This window comes from Nonomuraea sp. NPDC049695 (genome assembly GCF_040674955.1).
Classification (GTDB): Bacteria; Actinomycetota; Actinomycetes; order Streptosporangiales; family Streptosporangiaceae; genus Nonomuraea; species Nonomuraea helvata.
This window is the reverse complement of sequence record NZ_JBFANV010000023.1, coordinates 86,573-104,194: the sequence shown is the minus strand read 5'-3', so window position 1 is coordinate 104,194 and position 17,622 is coordinate 86,573. Positions and strand designations below refer to the sequence as shown.

The window sequence follows — 17,622 nt, the reverse complement described above, 5'->3', positions numbered from 1 at the left end:
GGTACGTTGACCTTGGGAGACACCTGGGGAGACCCCTTGGGAGGCATGGCTGATGTCCATGGAGCTCGACCTCCTGCCCAGCGGTTTCGTGCGGGCCATCGAGGAGATGGCGCTGGTGGACCACCACGTGCACGGCGCCACGTCGCGCGACCTGTCGCGCACCGCGTTCGAGGAGATGATCACCGAGTCGGACCGGCCGGTGCCCTCGTGGATGACCCCGTTCGACTCCCAGCTCGGCCACGCCATCCTGCGCCACTGCGCGCCGGTGCTCGGGCTCGAGCCGTTCTGCACGCCGGAGGAGTACCTCGCCAGGCGCGCGCGGCTCGGCGCCGCCGAGACGAACCGGCTGCTGCTGGCCGCCGCCGGCATCGGGCACTTCCTCGTCGAGACCGGCTACCGGAGCGAGGAGCTGCTGGGCCCGTCCGGCATGGCCGAGGCGAGCGGCGTGCCCGCCGACGAGATCGTGCGGCTGGAGAGCGTGGCCGAACAGGTGGCCGCCGCCGGGTGCGAGGCGGGCGCGTTCGCCCGCCGGTTCGCCGAGGCGCTGTGGGAGCGCACGCGCACGGCACGCGGGCTCAAGAGCGTCGCCGCCTACCGGCACGGGCTCGACTTCGACCCCGCGCCGCCCGCCCCCGAGGAGGTCACGGAGGCCGCCGGGCGCTGGCTGTCGGCGGGCGGCGGCCGGCTGACGGACCCCGTGCTGCTGCGCCACCTCATCTGGACGGGGCTGGAGCGCGGGCTGCCGCTGCAGTTCCACATCGGGTTCGGCGATCCGGACGTGGACCTTCGCCGGTCGGACCCGCTGCTGCTGCGCGGTCTGATCGAGCTGGCCGAGCCGACCGGGGTGCCGCTGCTGTTGCTGCACTGCTACCCGTACCAGCGGCAGGCGGGGTTCCTGGCGCACGCGTACCCGAACGTCTTCTTCGACGTGGGGCTGGGGGTGAGCTACACGGGAGCGCGCAGCGCGGCCGTGGTGGCCGAGAGCCTGGAGGTGGCGCCGTTCGCGAAGATCCTCTTCTCGTCCGACGCCTTCGGGCCCGCCGAGCTGCACCACCTCGGGGCGCTGCTGTGGCGGCGGGCGATGGCGCGGGTGCTCGGCGGGTTCGTGGCCGAGGGGGAGTGGTCGGTGGAGCAGGCCATGCGGGTGGCCTTCATGGTGGGCGCCGGGAACGCGCGCCGCGTCTACGACCTCGGGGACGCATGAGCGCGGCCGCTCGCCCGGGCAAGCGGACAGAAAACTCATCGGTGACGAAACCAGCTGGAACCTCTAGGCTCGGCCATGATGGACCTCGAAACTTTCGCCCCCGGTTCGGGACTGCTCGAACCCAGGGCCGCACTCCGCTCAGACGCGCCCGCCCTCGACCTCAACGGGACGTGGCGCTTCCGTTTCTCACAATCCGTGAACGTTCACGAGGACTTCGCCGAGCCGTCCTTCGACGACTCGGACTGGGACTCGCTCCCGGTCCCGTCGCACTGGAACCTCCACGGCCACGGCGCGCCCGCGTACACGAACGTCGACTTCCCCATCCCGATCGACCCGCCCCGGGTCCCCGACGAGAACCCGACCGGCGACTACCGGCGCGTCTTCGACCTGCCTGAGGGCTGGACGGGCGGCCGGCTGCGGTTCGAGGGCGCCGAGTCCTTCGCCAGGGTCTGGCTCAACGGCCACGAGCTGGGCTTCTGGACCGGCAGCAGGCTGCCCGCCGAGTTCGACGCGGGCCCGTACCTGCGTCCCGGGCGCAACGTGCTCGCCGTCCGCGTGCACCAGTGGTCGGCGGCCACGTACCTGGAGGACCAGGACATGTGGTGGCTGCCCGGCATCTTCCGCGACGTCACGCTCACCCGCTCCACCGCCGACGTCTTCGTGCGCGCCTCCTACGCCGACGGCCGGGGCACGCTCAGCTTCGAGGGCGAGGGGACGCTGAGCGTCCCCGAGCTCGGCGTCGCCGACCTCGCGCCCGGGGCCGAGGTGTCGGTGGAGGTGGAGCCGTGGACGGCCGAGACGCCCCGCCTGTACGACGCCGTCGTGACGTTCCCGGAGGAGACGGTGCGGCTGCGCATCGGCTTCCGCACGATCTCCATCGTCGACGGCGTGCTCCTCGCCAACGGCCGCCCGCTGCTGTTCAAGGGCGTGAACCGGCACGAGTTCCACCCGGAGCACGGCCGGGCGGTCCCGTACGAGACAATGCGCGAGGACGTGCTGCTGATGAAGCGGCACAACGTCAACGCCGTCAGGACCAGCCACTACCCGCCCCACCCCGACTTCCTCGACCTCTGCGACGAGCTGGGCCTGTGGGTGATCGACGAGTGCGACCTCGAGACGCACGGCTTCGGCGAGGTCGGCTGGCGCGCCAACCCCACCGACGACCCGCGCTACGCCGACGCGCTGCTCGACCGCATGCGCCGCATGGTCGAACGCGACAAGAACCACCCCAGCATCATCATGTGGTCGCTCGGCAACGAGGCGGGCGTCGGCCGCAACCTGGCCGTCATGGCGGACTGGACCCGTGCGCGCGACTCGTCCCGGCCGATCCACTACGAAGGGGACCGGTCGTGCGCGCACACGGACGTGTATTCGCGCATGTACGCCTCGCACGCCGAGGTGGAGGCCATCGGGCGGCGCGAGGAGGCGCCACTCGACGACCCCGCGCTGGACGCGCGCCGGCGGGGGATGCCGTTCATGCAGTGCGAGTACGCCCACGCCATGGGCAACGGGCCGGGCGGGCTGGCCGAGTACCAGGAGCTGTTCGAGCGGTATCCGCGGCTGGCCGGCGGGTTCATCTGGGAGTGGATCGACCATGGGCTGGCGCATCCCACGTACGAGTACGCGTACGGCGGTGACTACGGCGAGCCCGTGCACGACTCGAACTTCGTCATCGACGGTCTGGTGTTCCCCGACCGCACGCCGTCGCCCGGGCTGCTCGACCTGAAGAAGGTGTTCGAGCCGGTCCGCTTCGAGTTCGGGGACGGCGTGGTGCGGGTCGTCAACGGTCACGGCTTCCGTGACCTGTCGCACCTGGAGTTCGTCGTCACCGTGGAGACGGATGGGGAGACGGACGGGGAGACGGTGGCCGAGCACCGGCTGACGGTCCCCGCCGAGGGCGGCGAGGTCAAGCTGCCCCCGCCACCGGCTGGGGACGGCGAGTCGTGGGTGACCGTGCGCGCCGTACTGGCCGCCGACCAGCCGTGGGCCGCGGCCGGGCACGAGGTCGCCTGGGGTCAGGCCCCGCTCAAGCCGTTCCCCTCGCCCGTGGAACCCGCCGCCCCCGCCGTGGTGAGCGCTCCGGCGCGGGCCGTCCTGGACGGCCGGGAGCACCACATGCTCGGCGACGCGGCGTTCGACGCGGCCACCGGCAGGCTCGTGCGGCTGTTCGGGACGGAGGTCGAAGGGCCGCGGCTCGACCTGTGGCGGGCGCCGACCGACAACGACACCTACGGCGGGCTGGCCGGCAAGTGGCGCAGGCTCGGCCTGCACCGGCTCACCCACCGCGTGGACGCGATCGAGACCGGCGACGGGCTGACCGTACGCACCCGGGTGGCGCCCGCCGTGACCGACCTCGGCATGCGGGCCACGTACACCTGGACGGCGGTGGGCGGCGGCCTGGAGCTGACGGTGGACATCGAGCCGGAGGGCGACTGGGCCGATCCCATCCCGCGCGTCGGCCTGAACATGACGCTGCCCGCCGGCACGGTCGAGCATGTCACCTGGTTCGGCAGGGGGCCGGGCGAGGCGTACCCGGACACCGGGATGTCCGCCCGGGTCGGCCGCTGGCGGGCGAGCATCGACGAGCTCCAGATCCCGTACGTGTTCCCGCAGGAGAACGGCCACCGGGCGGACGTGCGGTGGGCCGACTTCGGCGCCTTCAGGGTGCGCGGGTACCCGGTGTTCGGCCTGACCGCGCGCCCGTGGAGCGCGGCCGAGCTGGACCGGGCCCGTCACCGGCCCGACCTGGTGCCGGGCGACCGCCTGCACATCGGCCTGGACCTGGCCCAGCAGGGCATCGGCACCGCCACCTGCGGTCCGGGCGCGCTTCCCGCGTACGACCTCAGGGCCGGGCGGACGACGTTCAGGCTCAGGTTCGAGCCCAGCTGACGGGCGGCAGCGACCGGCTCGCGCCCCTGACGGGGAACGAGCCGGTCGCGGCGCCGTGCGGCCGTGCGGGTCAGCCGGGCACGGTGAGGATCGTGCCCGCGCCGACCGTCAGGCCGCCCTCGCGGATCGCGAAGCCGAGCCCGGGCTCCAGCGCCACCGCCTTGCCCAGCTCGACCACCACGTCCACGGTGTCACCCGGCTGGGCGGCCACCCCGGAGCCGGCTCCAGCGGACAGCAGCGTCATCTCGCCGGGCACGTCCGTCGTCCGCAGGTAGAACTGCGGCCGGTACCCGGACGCGATCGGCTTGCGCCGCCCGCCCTCCTCCGCGGTCAGCAGGTAGACGCGGGCGGTGAAGGACCGGTGGGCCCGCTGGCTGCCGGGCGCCGCCAGCACCATGCCGCGCCGCACCTGCTCGCGCCGGACGCCGCGCAGCAGCACGGCCGCGTTGTCACCGGCCTCGCCCCGCTCCATCGTCTTGCCGAACGTCTCCACGCCCGTCACGACGGCGCCGAACCCGTCACCGGACCCGCCCCCGAAACCGCCCCCGAAACCGCCCCCGAAACCGATCGCCTCCACCGTGTCACCGACCCGGACCGTGCCGCGCTCGATGGCCCCGGTGACGACCGTGCCCCGGCCGGTGACCGTGAGCACGTTCTCGACCGGCATGAGGAACGGCGCGTCCACGTACCGCACCGGCACGGGGATGTGCTCGTCCACCGCCCGGAGCAGCGCCTCGATGGAGGCCGTCCAGACCGGGTCGCCCTCCAGCGCCCGCAGCCCGGACACCCGCACCATCGGGACGCCGGTGTAGCCGTGCTCGGTCAGCAGGTCCTGCAGCTCCAGCTCGACCAGGTCGGTCAGCTCCGGGTCCGCGCCGTCGGCCTTGTTGACGGCCACGACCAGGTGCTCGACCCCGACGCGCCGGGCGAGCAGCACGTGCTCCCGGGTCTGCGGCATGATCCCGTCGTGCGCGGACACGACGAGGATCGCGCCGTCGAGCTGCGCCGCACCCGTGATCATGTTCTTCACGTAGTCGGCGTGGCCGGGCATGTCCACGTGGGCGTAGTGGCGGGTGGCGGTCTCGTACTCGACGTGCGAGATGTTGATCGTGATCCCCCGCTGCGCCTCCTCGGGCGTGCGGTCGATCCGCTCGAACGGCGTGTACGTGGCCTGCCCCCGCTCCGCCAGCACCTTCGTGATGGCCGCGGTCAGCGTGGTCTTCCCGTGATCGACGTGCCCCATCGTGCCGATGTTGAGGTGGGGCTTGTTCCGTACGTAGGCCTGCTTGGCCATGGTTCCTTCCTGACATACCTGGAAATTTCGTGACCCGTCCGGGCCGACAACCTCCCCCCGCCGGGTCACTTCAGGACGTACGGGAAGAGGTCAGCGCTCCAGGCCGTCGCAGGCACGCTCAAGCACACCCGGCACCGCGGGTGTGGCGAGGAGAGCGTGCAGGAACATGCCGAACATAGTGCGGTCATCAGCAGAGAAACCGCAACAGAATATTCCGCCCCGGGGTGGGACGGACCGATCAGGAATGGAGAAGCAGGCCCGCGGCCCCGCTGCCTAACGTTGGCGACATGGCACAGAACCAGCAAGCAAGCGGCCGCGCGGCGCGCGAGCCCGGCACGCCCGGAGCGCTGTCACGGTGGCTGCAGCGCAAGACGAACGCCCGCATGAACCGCAAGATCCGGCGCGGCCGCGGCACGTTCATGGGCATGGACGTGCTGATCCTGAACACGGTGGGCCGGCGGAGCGGGCAGCCGAGGGAGACGCCTGTGGCGTGGTTCGCCGACGGCGAGGACGCCTGGCTGATCGTCGCGTCGGGCGGTGGGAGCCGGCACCCGGACTGGCACGCCAACCTGATGGCGCACCCCGACCGGGCGGCGATCGAACTGCCGGGCCGCGACGCCATGCCGGTGACGCCGCACCGGCTCGGCGGCGCCGACCGCGAGCGGGCCTGGCAGCGCATCGCCGCCGCCCAGCCCCGCATCGCGAAGTACCAGAGCAAATCCGACCGCGAGTATCCGGTGATCCGGCTCACCCCGCGGTGACCGCGAGCCCGCGCTCAGCCTCATTCCGGGCGGTTCGCCCGTAGAATCCCCATCGGGGGTGGGCGATGGCGACGCGTTCCAGGGGCACCACCGGTTTACTCGCCGTCGCGGCGGCAGGGACGTGGCTGCTGGTCGTCAACGTCCTCGGGACCGGGCACGGCCCCATCTGGCGGCACGGCCCGATCTGGATGCTCGGCGCGCTGGTCGGCCTCTCCTTCCTCACGGCCGGGACCGTGGCCTGGCGGGAGCATCCACGTAACCAGGTCGGCCCGCTCATGGTGGCGGTCGGAGTCGCCTGGCTTCCGCAGCAGCTGCTGTTCCATCCCGGGGACGTGCTGTGGGCGCTGGCGTTGTGCGGCATGTGGGCGGCGGTCGCCTGCCACCTGTTCCTCGCCTTTCCCACCGGCAGGCTGCGCTTCGTCTCCTACCGGGTGGTGGCCGGGCTGGCGTACGTGGCGGCTCTCCTGCTGCCCTCGGCCCAGGCCGCCACGTACCTTCCCCTGTCCCCACCGCTCCGGACCCTCGCCGTCGCGCTCGACGACTCCTCCTGGCAGGTGACCGTCCTCATCTCCGGTGCGGTGCTCGCTCTCACGGTCAAGCGCTGGCAGCAGGCGAGCATGGCGCAGCGCCGGGCGGTCGCGCCGGTCACCGGCGCCTCGATACTCGCCACGGCCTCCTTCGCCGTGGACCGCATGTCCGGCCTCTTCGGCCCGAACCCGCTGCAGGTCCCCCTCGCGCTCGTCATGCTGGGGGCCTTCATGGCGGTCCCACTGGCGTACCTGGCCGGGCTCATGCGAAGCCGGATGGACCACGGCCGCGTGGCCGACCTCGTGGTGCGGCTGAGCAGGCGCGAACGGCCGCACAGCCTGCGTGACGAGCTGGCCGCCACCCTGCGGGACCCGGGGCTGATCGTGGGCTACTGGACGGCCCAGCAGGACCGCTACGTGGACGCCGACGGCCGCCCGGTCGCCCTGGACCCGGGGCCGGGCAGGGTCGTCACCCGCGTCGACCAGGGCGAGGCGCCGCTCGCCGTACTCGTGCACGACGCCGCCCTCCTCGAGCAGCCCCTGCTCGTCGAGGCCGCGTGCGCCGCCGCGGCGCTCGCCCTGGAGAACGAGCGGCTCACCGCGGACCTGCGGGCCCGGCTGCGGCAGCTCGCGGCCTCGCGGCGGCGGATGCTGCAGTGGGGCGAGGCCGAGCGCCGCAGGATCGAACGCGACCTGCACGACGGTGTGCAGCAGCGGCTGCTGTCCGCGGCGATGGCGCTCGGGCTGGCGGAGGCCGGCACCGACCCGGGACGGGCCGTCCCGCTCATCGGCGAGGCCAAGACGGCGGTGCTGACCGCGCTGGACGACCTGCGTGCGGTCAGCCATGGCATCCACCCGCCGGTGCTGACGGAGCGCGGCCTGGCGGGCGCGGTCAAGGAGCTGGCCGCGGTCGCCCCCATGGCCGTCACCTGCGATCTGGCGCTGGACCAGCCGCTGCCGCAGTCCGTGGAGAGCGCGGCCTACTACATCGTCAACGAGGCCCTGGCCAACGTGACCAGGCACGCCGCCGCGTCGAAGGCGTGGGTACGGCTCGCCCACGACGGCCGCCGCCTCTGGGTCGAGGTGGGCGACGACGGCGCCGGCGGGGCCGATCCCGCGCGCGGCTCGGGGCTCGCCGGGCTCGCCGACCGCGCCGAGGCCAACGGCGGCAGACTCACGATCGAGAGCCCACCAGGGAAGGGAACCGTGCTGAAGGTGGTCCTGCCGTGCGCGTAGCGATCTGCGAGGACTCCACGCTCTTTCGCGAGGGCCTGGCCCGGCTGCTCGCCGAGTCGGGGTTCACGGTGGCGGCGTGCGTCGACTACGCCGAGGACCTGCTCGCCCATGTCGAGAAGGACCCGCCCGACGTGGCCGTGCTCGACATCCGCCTGCCGCCCACGCACACCGACGAGGGGCTGCGGGCGGCCGTCGCGCTGCGGGAGCGGCACCCGGCGGTGGGGGTGCTCGTCCTGTCGCAGCACGTACGGGTGAGCTACGCGGTCGAGCTGCTCGGCGGCCGCACCGAGGGCGTGGGCTACCTGCTCAAGGACCGGGTGTCCGACCTGGCCGAGTTCGCCGCGGCCATCCGGCGGGTGGGATCGGGCGGGTCCGCGCTGGACCCGGTCGTCGTCGAGCAACTTGTCGGCCGCCACCGGCAGCCCGGCGACCCGCTGGGCCTGCTCACCGAGCGTGAGCGCGCCGTACTGCGCCTGATGGCCGAGGGGCGTACGAACATGGCGATCGCCGAGCGGCTGGCCATCGCCGAACGCACCGTGGAGAAGCACTGCACCAGCATCTTCGCCAAGCTCGGGCTGGAGGCGAGCGCCCACGACCACCGGCGGGTGCTCGCGGTGCTGCGGTACCTGAACGCATGAGGGGTGCGGGTAACCGTACCTCTCCGTGAGTGCCAGCCGGGTTCCCTTTCCGGGCCCGGTCGCGAATGATCGGATCGACTGGAAGGAGCGTACTGATGACGGCGGTGAGTCCTGGAGTACGACGGCTGCTCGCGGACTCCGGGGAGACACGCACGTGGGTGACCCCCCGGACGGACCTGGTCATGGCGTTGCTCGGCGTCTGGTTCGGCGTGGGGCTGATGATCGACGCCTGGGCGCACAGCAACCTGGCCGGGCTGGAGACGTTCTTCACGCCCTGGCACGCGGCGTTCTACTCGGGGTTCGCGGCGGTGTCGGCCTGGATCATCTGGCAGGTCTACCGCAACGTGCGCGCCGGCCGGAGCGGGCTGGCCGCGGTGCCGAACGGATACCTCGCGGGGCTGGTCGCCATCCCGGCGTTCGCCGCGTTCGGGTTCGCCGACATGATGTGGCACACGTTCCTGGGCATCGAGCAGACCATCAACATCCTGTTCAGCCCCTCCCACCTGGGGTTGATCGTGACGATGATGCTCATCATCACGACCCCGCTCCGCTCGGCCTGGAACGCCCCGGACATCGGGGACCGGCCCCGGCTGTCGCGGCTGCTGCCCGCGCTGATCGGGCTCGGCTTCGGCGCCACGCTGGTGTCGCTGTTCCTGTCGTACGCCGACGCCATGGAGTGGGGCGCGGAGGGCGTAATCCGGGCCTTCTCCAGCATGGAGGACGGCATGACCTCCCGCCTGGCCGCGTCGATGGTCATCACGAACGTCATCCTGCTCGCTCCGGTGCTGTTCCTCCTGCGGCGCTGGCGGCTTCCGTTCGGCAGCGTGACCGTGCTGTCCGTGGTCGGCGTGCTCATGCCGGGCGCGCAGACCGCCTTCCGCAACCTGCCGACCCTGCTGACGTTCGTCGCCGCGGGGGTGGTGGGCGACCTGCTGATCCGGTGGCTGCGTCCCTCACGGGAGCGCCGGGCCGCCTACTGGGCCTTCGCCGGGCTGTCGGCGTTCGCCACCTGGTCCCTGTACATCGCGGTCTCCTCCGTGGTCGCCGGGCGGCTGCCCGCCATCCCCGAGCTGTGGACCGGCGCACCCGTCGTGGCCGGTCTCATCGGCCTCGCCCTCGGTGCCCTGTTCCTCCCGAACGCGATGCCCGCAGAGGCCGGCGGGTCCGGCGACCGGCGGGCATGACGCGGCTACTCTGCCTGGTCGCCCTGCTGCTGGTGGCGCTGGCGCCGCCGGCGGCGGCACACGTCGTCAAGGCGGGCGCGGACCTGCGGATCGCGCAGACGATCGCGGGCTCAGAGCTGACCCTGGTGATCAAGGCCACGACCCGGGTGCCGGGGCCGCTGCGCGTCGAGGTGATCGGCTTTCCGACCGCCCCGGAGCTGAGCCTGCGGCTCCGTTCCGTGGCGGACGGTCGTGTCGTGCAGGGCACGGTGGCGCCGGGCCGCCCCGCCCAGCTGGGGGTCGAGGAGACCGGTCCGCACGAGCTGACCGTCGGCGCCGGGGGCGAGAGCGCGGTGATCCCGTTCCGGGTCCTGGTGGACCGCGGGTCGGGGTGGGAGTTCCTGATCTACGGTGGCCTGTTCGTGGCCGGTCTGCTCCTGGTGGGCGGCCTGCTCACCGGGGCGTTCAACCGGCGCGGCCGTCCGGCGTTCGTGGTGACCGCGGTGGCCGCCGCGGGGGTCGCGGTGGCCGCGTTGATCGTGGTCCTCGAGCCGTGGCTGCCCGCCGGCGCGCCGGACGGCGCCGAGCCGCGCCCCACGGACTCGGCGATCGGGCGGCCGTACGTGCAGCGGGTACTCACCACCGTCCCCGCCCGCCCCGCCGCGGGCGAGGAGTTCGTGGCGCGGGTGGACCTGTCCGACGGGTCCACCGGCCGACCCGTCGACGACCTCGCCATCCACCACGAGGCCATGGCGCACCTGGTGGTCACCAGCGAGGACGGCCGCTACTTCCGCCACGTCCATCCGCTGCGCACCGCGCCCGGCCGCCTGGAGGTACGGCTGCGCGCCGACCGCCCCGGGCGCTATCTCACCTACGTCGAGCTCGAACGCACCGACTCCGGCGGCCAGCTCCTCACCGGCTCTTTCACGGTCACCGGGCCGGCGGCCGCCACGGCTGCCACGTCCGACCCGGCGATCCAGGACGCCGCCGCCACCGGCGGCACGGTCACGGTGACGCCCGCCGTACCGCAGGCGGGGCGGCCGGCCACCGTCGAGGTGAGCACCAGCGGGACGCCGCGGCCGTGGCTCGGGATGGCGGGGCACCTCATCGTACGCAGCGAGGACGGCCAGTTCCTCGGGCACGTCCACGAGATGGGGACACCCGGCAGCCGGCTGCGCTTCACCTTCAGCTTCCCCACGCCGGGCCGCTACCTCGCCTGGACGCAGTACGCCACAGACCGCGGCATCACCACCGTGCCCTTCACCGTGGAGGTCCCCCGATGATGCCGAGCAAGGGCCTGATACGCCTGCTGGTGCTCGCCGGGCTCGTGGCGGTCGTGGTGGCCGCGTTCATCGTCGCCCGAACCTCGGGCGCGACCCCGGTCACCACGACGGGGACCCGCTACGCCGTCACCGTCACCGCCGAGCGGGACGCGATCGACGTACAAGTGGACAAGGGCCAGGCCGACACGGTCACCGTCGCCGCCGTGATGCTCACCATGGGACACTCGATGCCCGAGGTCACCGCCAGGAAGACCGCCCCCGGCCACTTCGCCGCCGAGGGCGACGACCTGTTCTTCATGGCGGGCGCATGGGAGCTGTCGATCCGTCTCACCGGCCCGTCCGGCGAGGAGACCCTCACGCTCGACACCCTCGTCGCCGACTGATCAGGGTCCTCCGCGCGGCTGCGGGAATTGTCGGTGGCACCCGGCATGGTGGAGCCATGAGCGACGCACCCCCTCTCACCGTCCTGGCCGACGACACGGCCTACGCCGAGGCCGTTCAGCTGGCCGTGGACTCGGCCGCGGCCTATTACGCCGACGGCACCTCCACGCTCGACGACGACGCCTACGACCGGCTGGTCCGCGGCATCCAGGCGTACGAGGAGCAGCACCCCGAGGCGGTGCTGCCGTTCTCGCCCACGGGCAAGGTGGCCGGCGGGGCCGTGGTGGGCGATGTGCCGCACACCGTGCCCATGCTCAGCCTGGACAACGTGTTCGGCGCCGAGCAGCTCGCCGACTGGGCGGCCGGGCTGGAGCGCCGGCTCGGCCGGCCGGTGACGGCGTGGAGCGTGGAGCCCAAGCTCGACGGCCTGGCGATCTCGGCCCGCTACCGGCACGGCCGCCTGGCCCAGCTGGTCACGCGCGGCGACGGGAGCGCCGGGGAGGATGTCTCGCACGCCATCGGCACCATCGTCGGCCTGCCGGACCGGCTGGCCGACGCGGTGACGGTGGAGGTCCGCGGCGAGGTCATGATGACCGCCTCGCAGTTCGAGGAGGCCTGTGCCAAGCGACAGGCGCACGACGGCACCACGTTCGCCAATCCGCGCAGCGCGGCGGCGGGCACGTTGCGCGCGCAGGACCGGCCGTACGTGTGCGAGCTGACCTTCTTCGGCTACGGCGTGCTGCCGCCGCCGGACGACGCCTCGGAGCCGGCGGTGCGGCTGCGGGAGCTGCCGCACAGCCAGATCATGGAGTGGGCCGCGGCGCAGGGCGTGCAGACGACGGCCGCCACACCCGTGGCCGGGATCGTCGCCGAGACCCTCGAGCGGGTGCAGGAGCGCGTCGGGGAGATCGCCGCGGTCCGCGCCGAGCTGCCGTTCGGCATCGACGGCATCGTGATCAAGTGTGACCTGGCTGCCGACCAGGCCGAGGCCGGATTCAGCTCCCGCGCACCCCGCTGGGCCATCGCCTACAAGCTGCCCGCCACCGAGAAGATCACCAAACTGCTCGCCGTGGAGTGGAACACCGGCCGCACCGGCGTCATCGCCCCGCGCGCCGTGCTGGAGCCGGTCGAGCTGGACGGCAGCATCGTCACCTACGCCACCCTGCACAACGTGGCCGACATCACCCGGCGCGGGCTGATGCTGGGCGACAGCGTGACCGTCTACAAGGCGGGCGACGTGATCCCCAGGGTCGAGGCGCCGGTCGTCCACCTGCGCACCGGCGACGAGCAGCCCATCGAGATCCCGCAGGTCTGCCCGTCGTGCGGCGACGCCATCGACAGCTCGCAGGAGCGCTGGCGATGCGTACGCGGGCGCGGCTGCCGCGCGATCGCCTCCATCATCTACGCGGTCGGCCGCGACCAGCTCGACATCGAGGGTCTGGCGGAAAACCGCATCAAGCAGCTGCTCGACGCCGAGCTGATCGCCGACTTCGCCGACCTGTTCTTCCTGACCCGCGAGCAGCTGCTCGGCCTGGACCGCATGGGCGAGACCAGCACCGACAACCTGCTGGCCGCCATCGAGCAGGCCAAGGCGCGCCCCCTCAGCCGCGTCTTCGCGGCGCTCGGCGTGCGCGGCACCGGCCGGTCCATGAGCCGCCGCATCGCCCGCCACTTCGCCACGATGGACGCCATCCGCGCCGCCGACGCCGAGGCGATCCAGCAGGTGGAGGGCATCGGCCCGGAGAAGGCGCCGGTCGTGGTCGCCGAGCTGACCGAGCTCGCCCCGCTCATCGACAAGCTCGTCCAGGCCGGGGTCAACATGACCGAGCCCGGCGTCACGCCCGCCTCCGAGGCACCCGACACGGCGGTGGAGCTGCCGCTGGCCTCGATGTCCATCGTGGTCACCGGCGCGATGACCGGGCCGCTGGCGGCCCTGTCACGCAACGAGATGAACGAGCTGATCGAGCGGGCGGGCGGCAAGGCTTCCTCCAGCGTGTCCGCCAAGACGTCGCTGCTGGTGGCGGGGGAGAAGGCGGGCTCGAAACGGGCCAAGGCCGAGACGCTCGGGGTGCGGATCATGAGCCCGGAGGAGTTCGCCGCCCAGGTCGGCGCGTTCCTGGGACAGTAGTGGGGCCCAGGAGGCCGTCGCAGCACGTGATCGGGGGTGCGGACCGTTCGCGACGCCGTCGCTGACGCCCTCGGACGGCGGCCGGAGCTTCCTGACAGCGCGATCTCAGAGCGCTGTCAGCGGCGACGGCCATCGTCTGGGTGCAACCCCGGCGGGGGCATCGTGTCATCGGTGAGCGACCTGCTGCGCTGGGCCCGCTTCCATCTCGGCACCGGTGACGGGGTGCTGCCCGCCGAGGCGCTGCACCGCATGCGGGAGCAGACGGTCGAGCTGCGCTCCAGCACGCTCGGCGACGGCTTCGGGATCTGCTGGTTCCTGCGTGAGGTGGGCGGCGTCCGCACGATCGGGCAACGGCCAGTTCGCCGAGCTGCTCATCGCGCCCGAACACGACTTCGCCGTCGTCTCCCTGGCCAACGCCGGCCCGGACGGCTACCCCTTCAACCAGGCCGTCCTCCGCTGGGCGCTGGAGCGCTACCTCGGCGTGGTCGAACGCGACCCCGAGCCGATCCCGTACGACGAGTCGCGGGCGCGGGAGGTCGCCGGCCACTACGAGATCGACGCCATGAACCTCGACATCGCCACCGACGGGCAGCAGCTCACGCTCGGGGTCGGGATCAAGCCGGAGATCCGCCAGGCCTCCGACGCCGACATGCCCCCGGACTACCCGCCGGCCGCCATCGGCTTCCTGCCCGGCGACGGCGAGGAGTACATCGTCACCGAGGGCGGCCTGAAGGGGCAGCGCGGCTACTTCACCCGCGACGACAGCGGCACGATCGTGGGTGTCGACCTCGCCGGCCGGCTGTTCACCCGCGTGCCCGCGGTCACCGGGTGAGGCCGGACACCTGCGCTGATTTATACGTTTTCTTGACGCCCTCACCTCGTCAATCGCTCTTTCGGCACAGGTAGTGTCCGATGCGTCTTTGCGGGGTTTTGACGAGGAGTGACCGTTATGGTGCTGGCGAAACGGCCGGCCGCTACGGAAGGGACGCTGCGTTCCTGGCTGTTGGAGGGACTGCAGACCGACCGTAAGCAGATCGAGCACGGTCCCCACGTCAAGCACTCGTGGTGGCGAGTGATGTGCCTGACCGGCGTGGACTACTTCTCCACGCTGGGTTACCAGCCGGGCATCGCCGCGCTGGCGGCCGGACTGCTCTCCCCGCTCGCCACTCTGTTCCTGGTGGCGCTGACGCTGCTGGGCGCGCTGCCGGTCTACCGGCGCGTCGCCGCCGAGAGCCCGTACGGGCAGGGCTCGATCGCGATGCTGGAGAAGCTCGCGCCCCAGTGGTGGGGCAAGATCTTCGTGCTGGCGCTGCTCGGCTTCGCCGCCACCGACTTCGTGATCACGATGACGCTGTCGGCGGCGGACGCGACCGCGCACATCCTGGAGAACCCGTTCGTGCCCGACGCCCTGGCCGGACAGCAGGTGCTCGTGACGCTGGTGCTGCTGGCGGCGCTGGGCGGGGTGTTCATGCTGGGCTTCACCGAGGCGATCGGCATCGCCGTGGTGCTGGTCTTCGTCTACCTGGGGCTGAACGCGGTCGTGATCGCGGTGGCCCTCGTGCACGTGCTGGAGGCCCCGCAGGTCGTGGTGGACTGGCAGGGCGCGCTCGGCGTGAACTACTCCAGCCCGCTCGCCATGATCGGGCTGTCGCTCCTGGTAATGCCGAAGCTGGCGCTGGGCATGTCCGGCTTCGAGACCGGCGTCGCCGTGATGCCCGTGGTCAAGGGCGACATCGCCGAACGGATCAGGGGCACCCGGCGGCTGCTGACCACCGCGGCGCTGATCATGAGCGTGTTCCTGGTCTTCTCCAGCTTCGTGACGACCGTGCTGATCCCGCATCACGAGTTCGAGGAGGGCGGCAAGGCGAACGGGCGGGCGCTGGCGTACCTGGCGCACAGCTTCCTGGGCGATTGGTTCGGCACGGCCTATGACGTGTCCACGATCGCGATCCTCTGGTTCGCCGGGGCGTCGGCGATGGCGGGGCTGATCAACCTGGTGCCGCGGTACCTTCCGCGCTATGGCATGGCGCCGGAGTGGACGGGCGCGGTGCGGCCGCTGGTGGTGGTGTTCTCGCTGATCGGGTTCGCTATCACGATCATCTTCGACGCGGACGTGGACGCCCAGGGCGGCGCGTACGCCACCGGCGTGCTGGTGCTCATGCTGTCGGCGGCGGTGGCGGTGACGCTGTCGGCCCGCAAGAAGCGCCAGCACGCGGCGGCGGCGGGATTCGCGCTGATCTCGGCGGTGCTGGGCTACACCCTGGTGGACAACGTGATCGAACGGCCGGACGGCGTCAAGATCGCCTCATTCTTCATCGCGGCGATCATCGTCACCTCGCTGGTCTCCCGGGTCACCCGCTCCACCGAGCTGCGGGTGACCGAGGTGCGTCTGGACGGGCTGGCCGAGGAGTTCGTCAACGACGCGTGCGGCGACATCCACGTGATCGCCAACGAGCCGAACGCCCGCGACCAGGCCGAATACAACGACAAGCTGCGCGAGACCTGGCAGACCCATCGCTTGCGCAGCTCGGAGCCGGTGCTGTTCGTGGAGGTGACGGTGCCGGACGCGTCGGAGTTCGAGACCGAGCTGCACGTCAAGGGCGAGGAGCGGTACGGCCACAAGATCCTCACCATCGAGAGCTCGGCCGTCCCGAACTCGCTGGCCGCGCTGCTGCTCTTCCTGCGCGAACGGACCGGGGGAGTGCCGCACATCTACTTCCACTGGGCCGAGGGCAACCCGGCCGTCGCGATGCTGCGCTACCTGGTCTTCGGCGGCGGCGACGTACCGCCACTGACCAGGGAGGTGCTGCGCCAGGCCGAACCTGACCCGGAACGCCGGCCACACGTCCACGTCGGCTGACGAGCCTGGTCAGACCGGCGCAGCCGCCGCCCGGCGCCGTGCGAGGAGGAACAGCAGCCACGCCACGGCGCTGAGCACGCCACAGGCGAGCAGGGCCGCACGGTAGCCGAGGGCATGGGAGATGCCGCCGGCGGCGATGCCCGACACGAGCGAGCCGGCCGTCGCGGTGTTGGCGAACAAGGTGGTGGCCCGTCCCGGGGCGGACGGCAGCAGGTCCTGCATGTGGCTGATGCCCAGCGCGCCCACCACCGCGATGGCCACCCCCCGGGCGATGTGGACGAGCACCAGCGCCACGATCCCGGTGAACGCCGCCACCAGCACGAAGTACGCGATCATGAGCCCCATGCCGATCAGGATCATCCGCTCCCTGCTCCAGCGGCCTGGTAACACCAGCAGAGCGAGCGCCGCGGGGATCTCGGCCGCCGCGCAGACGCTGAACATCCATCCCACCGCATCGGCCGAGCCGTGCAGCGCCTCGGTGACATAGAGCGGCAGCGCCACCGCGCCCGAGAACATCGCGACGTGGAACAGCGCGAAGCCGGCGATCGACAGGGCGACGGCCGGCGAGGACAGCGGCCGGTCGCTCCGCTCCTTGACGGGCCGGGACGGAGCCGGCGAGCGGGCATCGACCCGGAACACGGCCACGACCACCAGGCAGAACCCGCAGGCCGTGGCCGTGAGCACCCCGGAGTAGCCGGGCCCGCCCAGCAGCGCGCCACCGGCCGGCGGGCCGATCGCCCAGGCGAGCGACCACGCCGAGCGCAGGATGGGTGTGCCGCCGCCCGGCCCGTCCGCGTCGCTCTTGGCCAGGGCGAACAGCTGTGGGAACACCGCGCTGCCCGCGCCGAGGAACACCACACCGATGAGGAGCAGCAGCGGGTATGACGGGGTCAGCAGGAGCAGCAGGTAGCCCGTCCCGGCCAGCGCCGCGGCCACCACCGTGGGCCATCGGCTGGGACGGCGGTCGTAGCGGCGACCGAACCAGACGCTGACGGCCATGCCGCTGACCGCTGTGAGCGAGACGAACAGGCCGATCTCCAGTGCCGACAACCGCAGGCGTTCGACACCGAACAGGACGAGGTAGGGACCGATCATGGACTCGGTGATGCCGAGCAGCAGAACGGCGATCAAGAGAGTGACGAGCCGCCGCCGCAGCCCGGATGCCGGAACTGATCCCATTCGCAGCGCGCTACCCCGCCTGCCCCGGTCGTATGTCCGCCCGACCCAAAGGGAGACCTTAAGCAATCCGTAAGCAGGC

At 72.1% G+C, this 17,622-nt stretch carries 13 protein-coding genes; 11 read left to right on the top strand and 2 right to left on the bottom strand.

The features are described from left to right. The first annotated feature begins 52 nt into the window (after positions 1 to 52). Together AB0J64_RS21695 and AB0J64_RS21690 are read left to right on the top strand one after the other, a co-directional pair. Positions 53 to 1,204: an amidohydrolase family protein gene (locus tag AB0J64_RS21695; RefSeq protein ID WP_364029350.1), complete on the top strand. Its 1,152-nt coding sequence runs from the start codon at positions 53 to 55 to the stop codon at positions 1,202 to 1,204. A 75-nt stretch (positions 1,205 to 1,279) separates the two neighbouring features. Then, the gene (locus AB0J64_RS21690) at positions 1,280 to 4,093 is read left to right on the top strand and encodes a glycoside hydrolase family 2 TIM barrel-domain containing protein (protein ID WP_364029348.1); all 2,814 of its coding nucleotides are present in this window, start codon (positions 1,280 to 1,282) and stop codon (positions 4,091 to 4,093) included. A gap of 70 nt (positions 4,094 to 4,163) precedes the next feature. On the opposite strand, the gene tuf is transcribed toward AB0J64_RS21690, so the two are convergent. Further along, positions 4,164 to 5,387, bottom strand: a complete 1,224-nt coding sequence (tuf, locus tag AB0J64_RS21685; protein WP_364029346.1) for an elongation factor Tu — start codon at positions 5,385 to 5,387, stop codon at positions 4,164 to 4,166. A 287-nt stretch (positions 5,388 to 5,674) separates the two neighbouring features. Here tuf and AB0J64_RS21680 point away from each other — a divergent pair, with 287 nt between their 5' ends. From AB0J64_RS21680 to AB0J64_RS21640, 9 genes are all read left to right on the top strand, one after another. Further along, positions 5,675 to 6,148 carry a nitroreductase family deazaflavin-dependent oxidoreductase gene (locus AB0J64_RS21680; protein ID WP_364029344.1) on the top strand — a complete coding sequence of 158 codons (474 nt, stop codon included), beginning with the start codon at positions 5,675 to 5,677 and terminating at the stop codon, positions 6,146 to 6,148. Positions 6,149 to 6,213: 65 nt separating this feature from the next. Further along, positions 6,214 to 7,911 (top strand): sensor histidine kinase, encoded by a 1,698-nt coding sequence (locus AB0J64_RS21675; protein WP_364029342.1) that lies wholly within the window; start codon positions 6,214 to 6,216, stop codon positions 7,909 to 7,911. Then, entirely contained in the window at positions 7,902 to 8,549 is a 648-nt protein-coding gene (locus tag AB0J64_RS21670) for a response regulator transcription factor (RefSeq protein WP_344984171.1), read from the top strand. Before AB0J64_RS21675 ends, AB0J64_RS21670 begins: the two co-directional genes overlap by 10 nt. Before the next feature lie 95 nt (positions 8,550 to 8,644). Continuing rightward, entirely contained in the window at positions 8,645 to 9,733 is a 1,089-nt protein-coding gene (locus AB0J64_RS21665) for a hypothetical protein (RefSeq protein WP_364029340.1), read from the top strand. Beyond that, entirely contained in the window at positions 9,730 to 10,995 is a 1,266-nt protein-coding gene (locus AB0J64_RS21660) for a hypothetical protein (protein ID WP_364029338.1), read from the top strand. The genes AB0J64_RS21665 and AB0J64_RS21660 overlap by 4 nt, the downstream gene beginning before the upstream one ends. Then, on the top strand, positions 10,992 to 11,378 hold the full coding sequence (locus AB0J64_RS21655) for a hypothetical protein (protein WP_364029336.1): 387 nt from the start codon (positions 10,992 to 10,994) through the stop codon (positions 11,376 to 11,378). Before AB0J64_RS21660 ends, AB0J64_RS21655 begins: the two co-directional genes overlap by 4 nt. Before the next feature lie 56 nt (positions 11,379 to 11,434). Beyond that, entirely contained in the window at positions 11,435 to 13,504 is a 2,070-nt protein-coding gene (gene ligA, locus AB0J64_RS21650) for an NAD-dependent DNA ligase LigA (RefSeq protein ID WP_364029334.1), read from the top strand. A 319-nt stretch (positions 13,505 to 13,823) separates the two neighbouring features. Then, positions 13,824 to 14,336: a hypothetical protein gene (locus AB0J64_RS21645; protein WP_364029332.1), complete on the top strand. Its 513-nt coding sequence runs from the start codon at positions 13,824 to 13,826 to the stop codon at positions 14,334 to 14,336. 117 nt (positions 14,337 to 14,453) lie between these two features. Then, positions 14,454 to 16,364 (top strand): amino acid transporter, encoded by a 1,911-nt coding sequence (locus tag AB0J64_RS21640; protein ID WP_364029330.1) that lies wholly within the window; start codon positions 14,454 to 14,456, stop codon positions 16,362 to 16,364. A 9-nt stretch (positions 16,365 to 16,373) separates the two neighbouring features. Here the strand turns inward: AB0J64_RS21640 and AB0J64_RS21635 are convergent, their stop codons facing one another. After that, positions 16,374 to 17,609, bottom strand: a complete 1,236-nt coding sequence (locus tag AB0J64_RS21635) for an MFS transporter (protein ID WP_364029328.1) — start codon at positions 17,607 to 17,609, stop codon at positions 16,374 to 16,376. Positions 17,610 to 17,622: the final 13 nt, after the last annotated feature.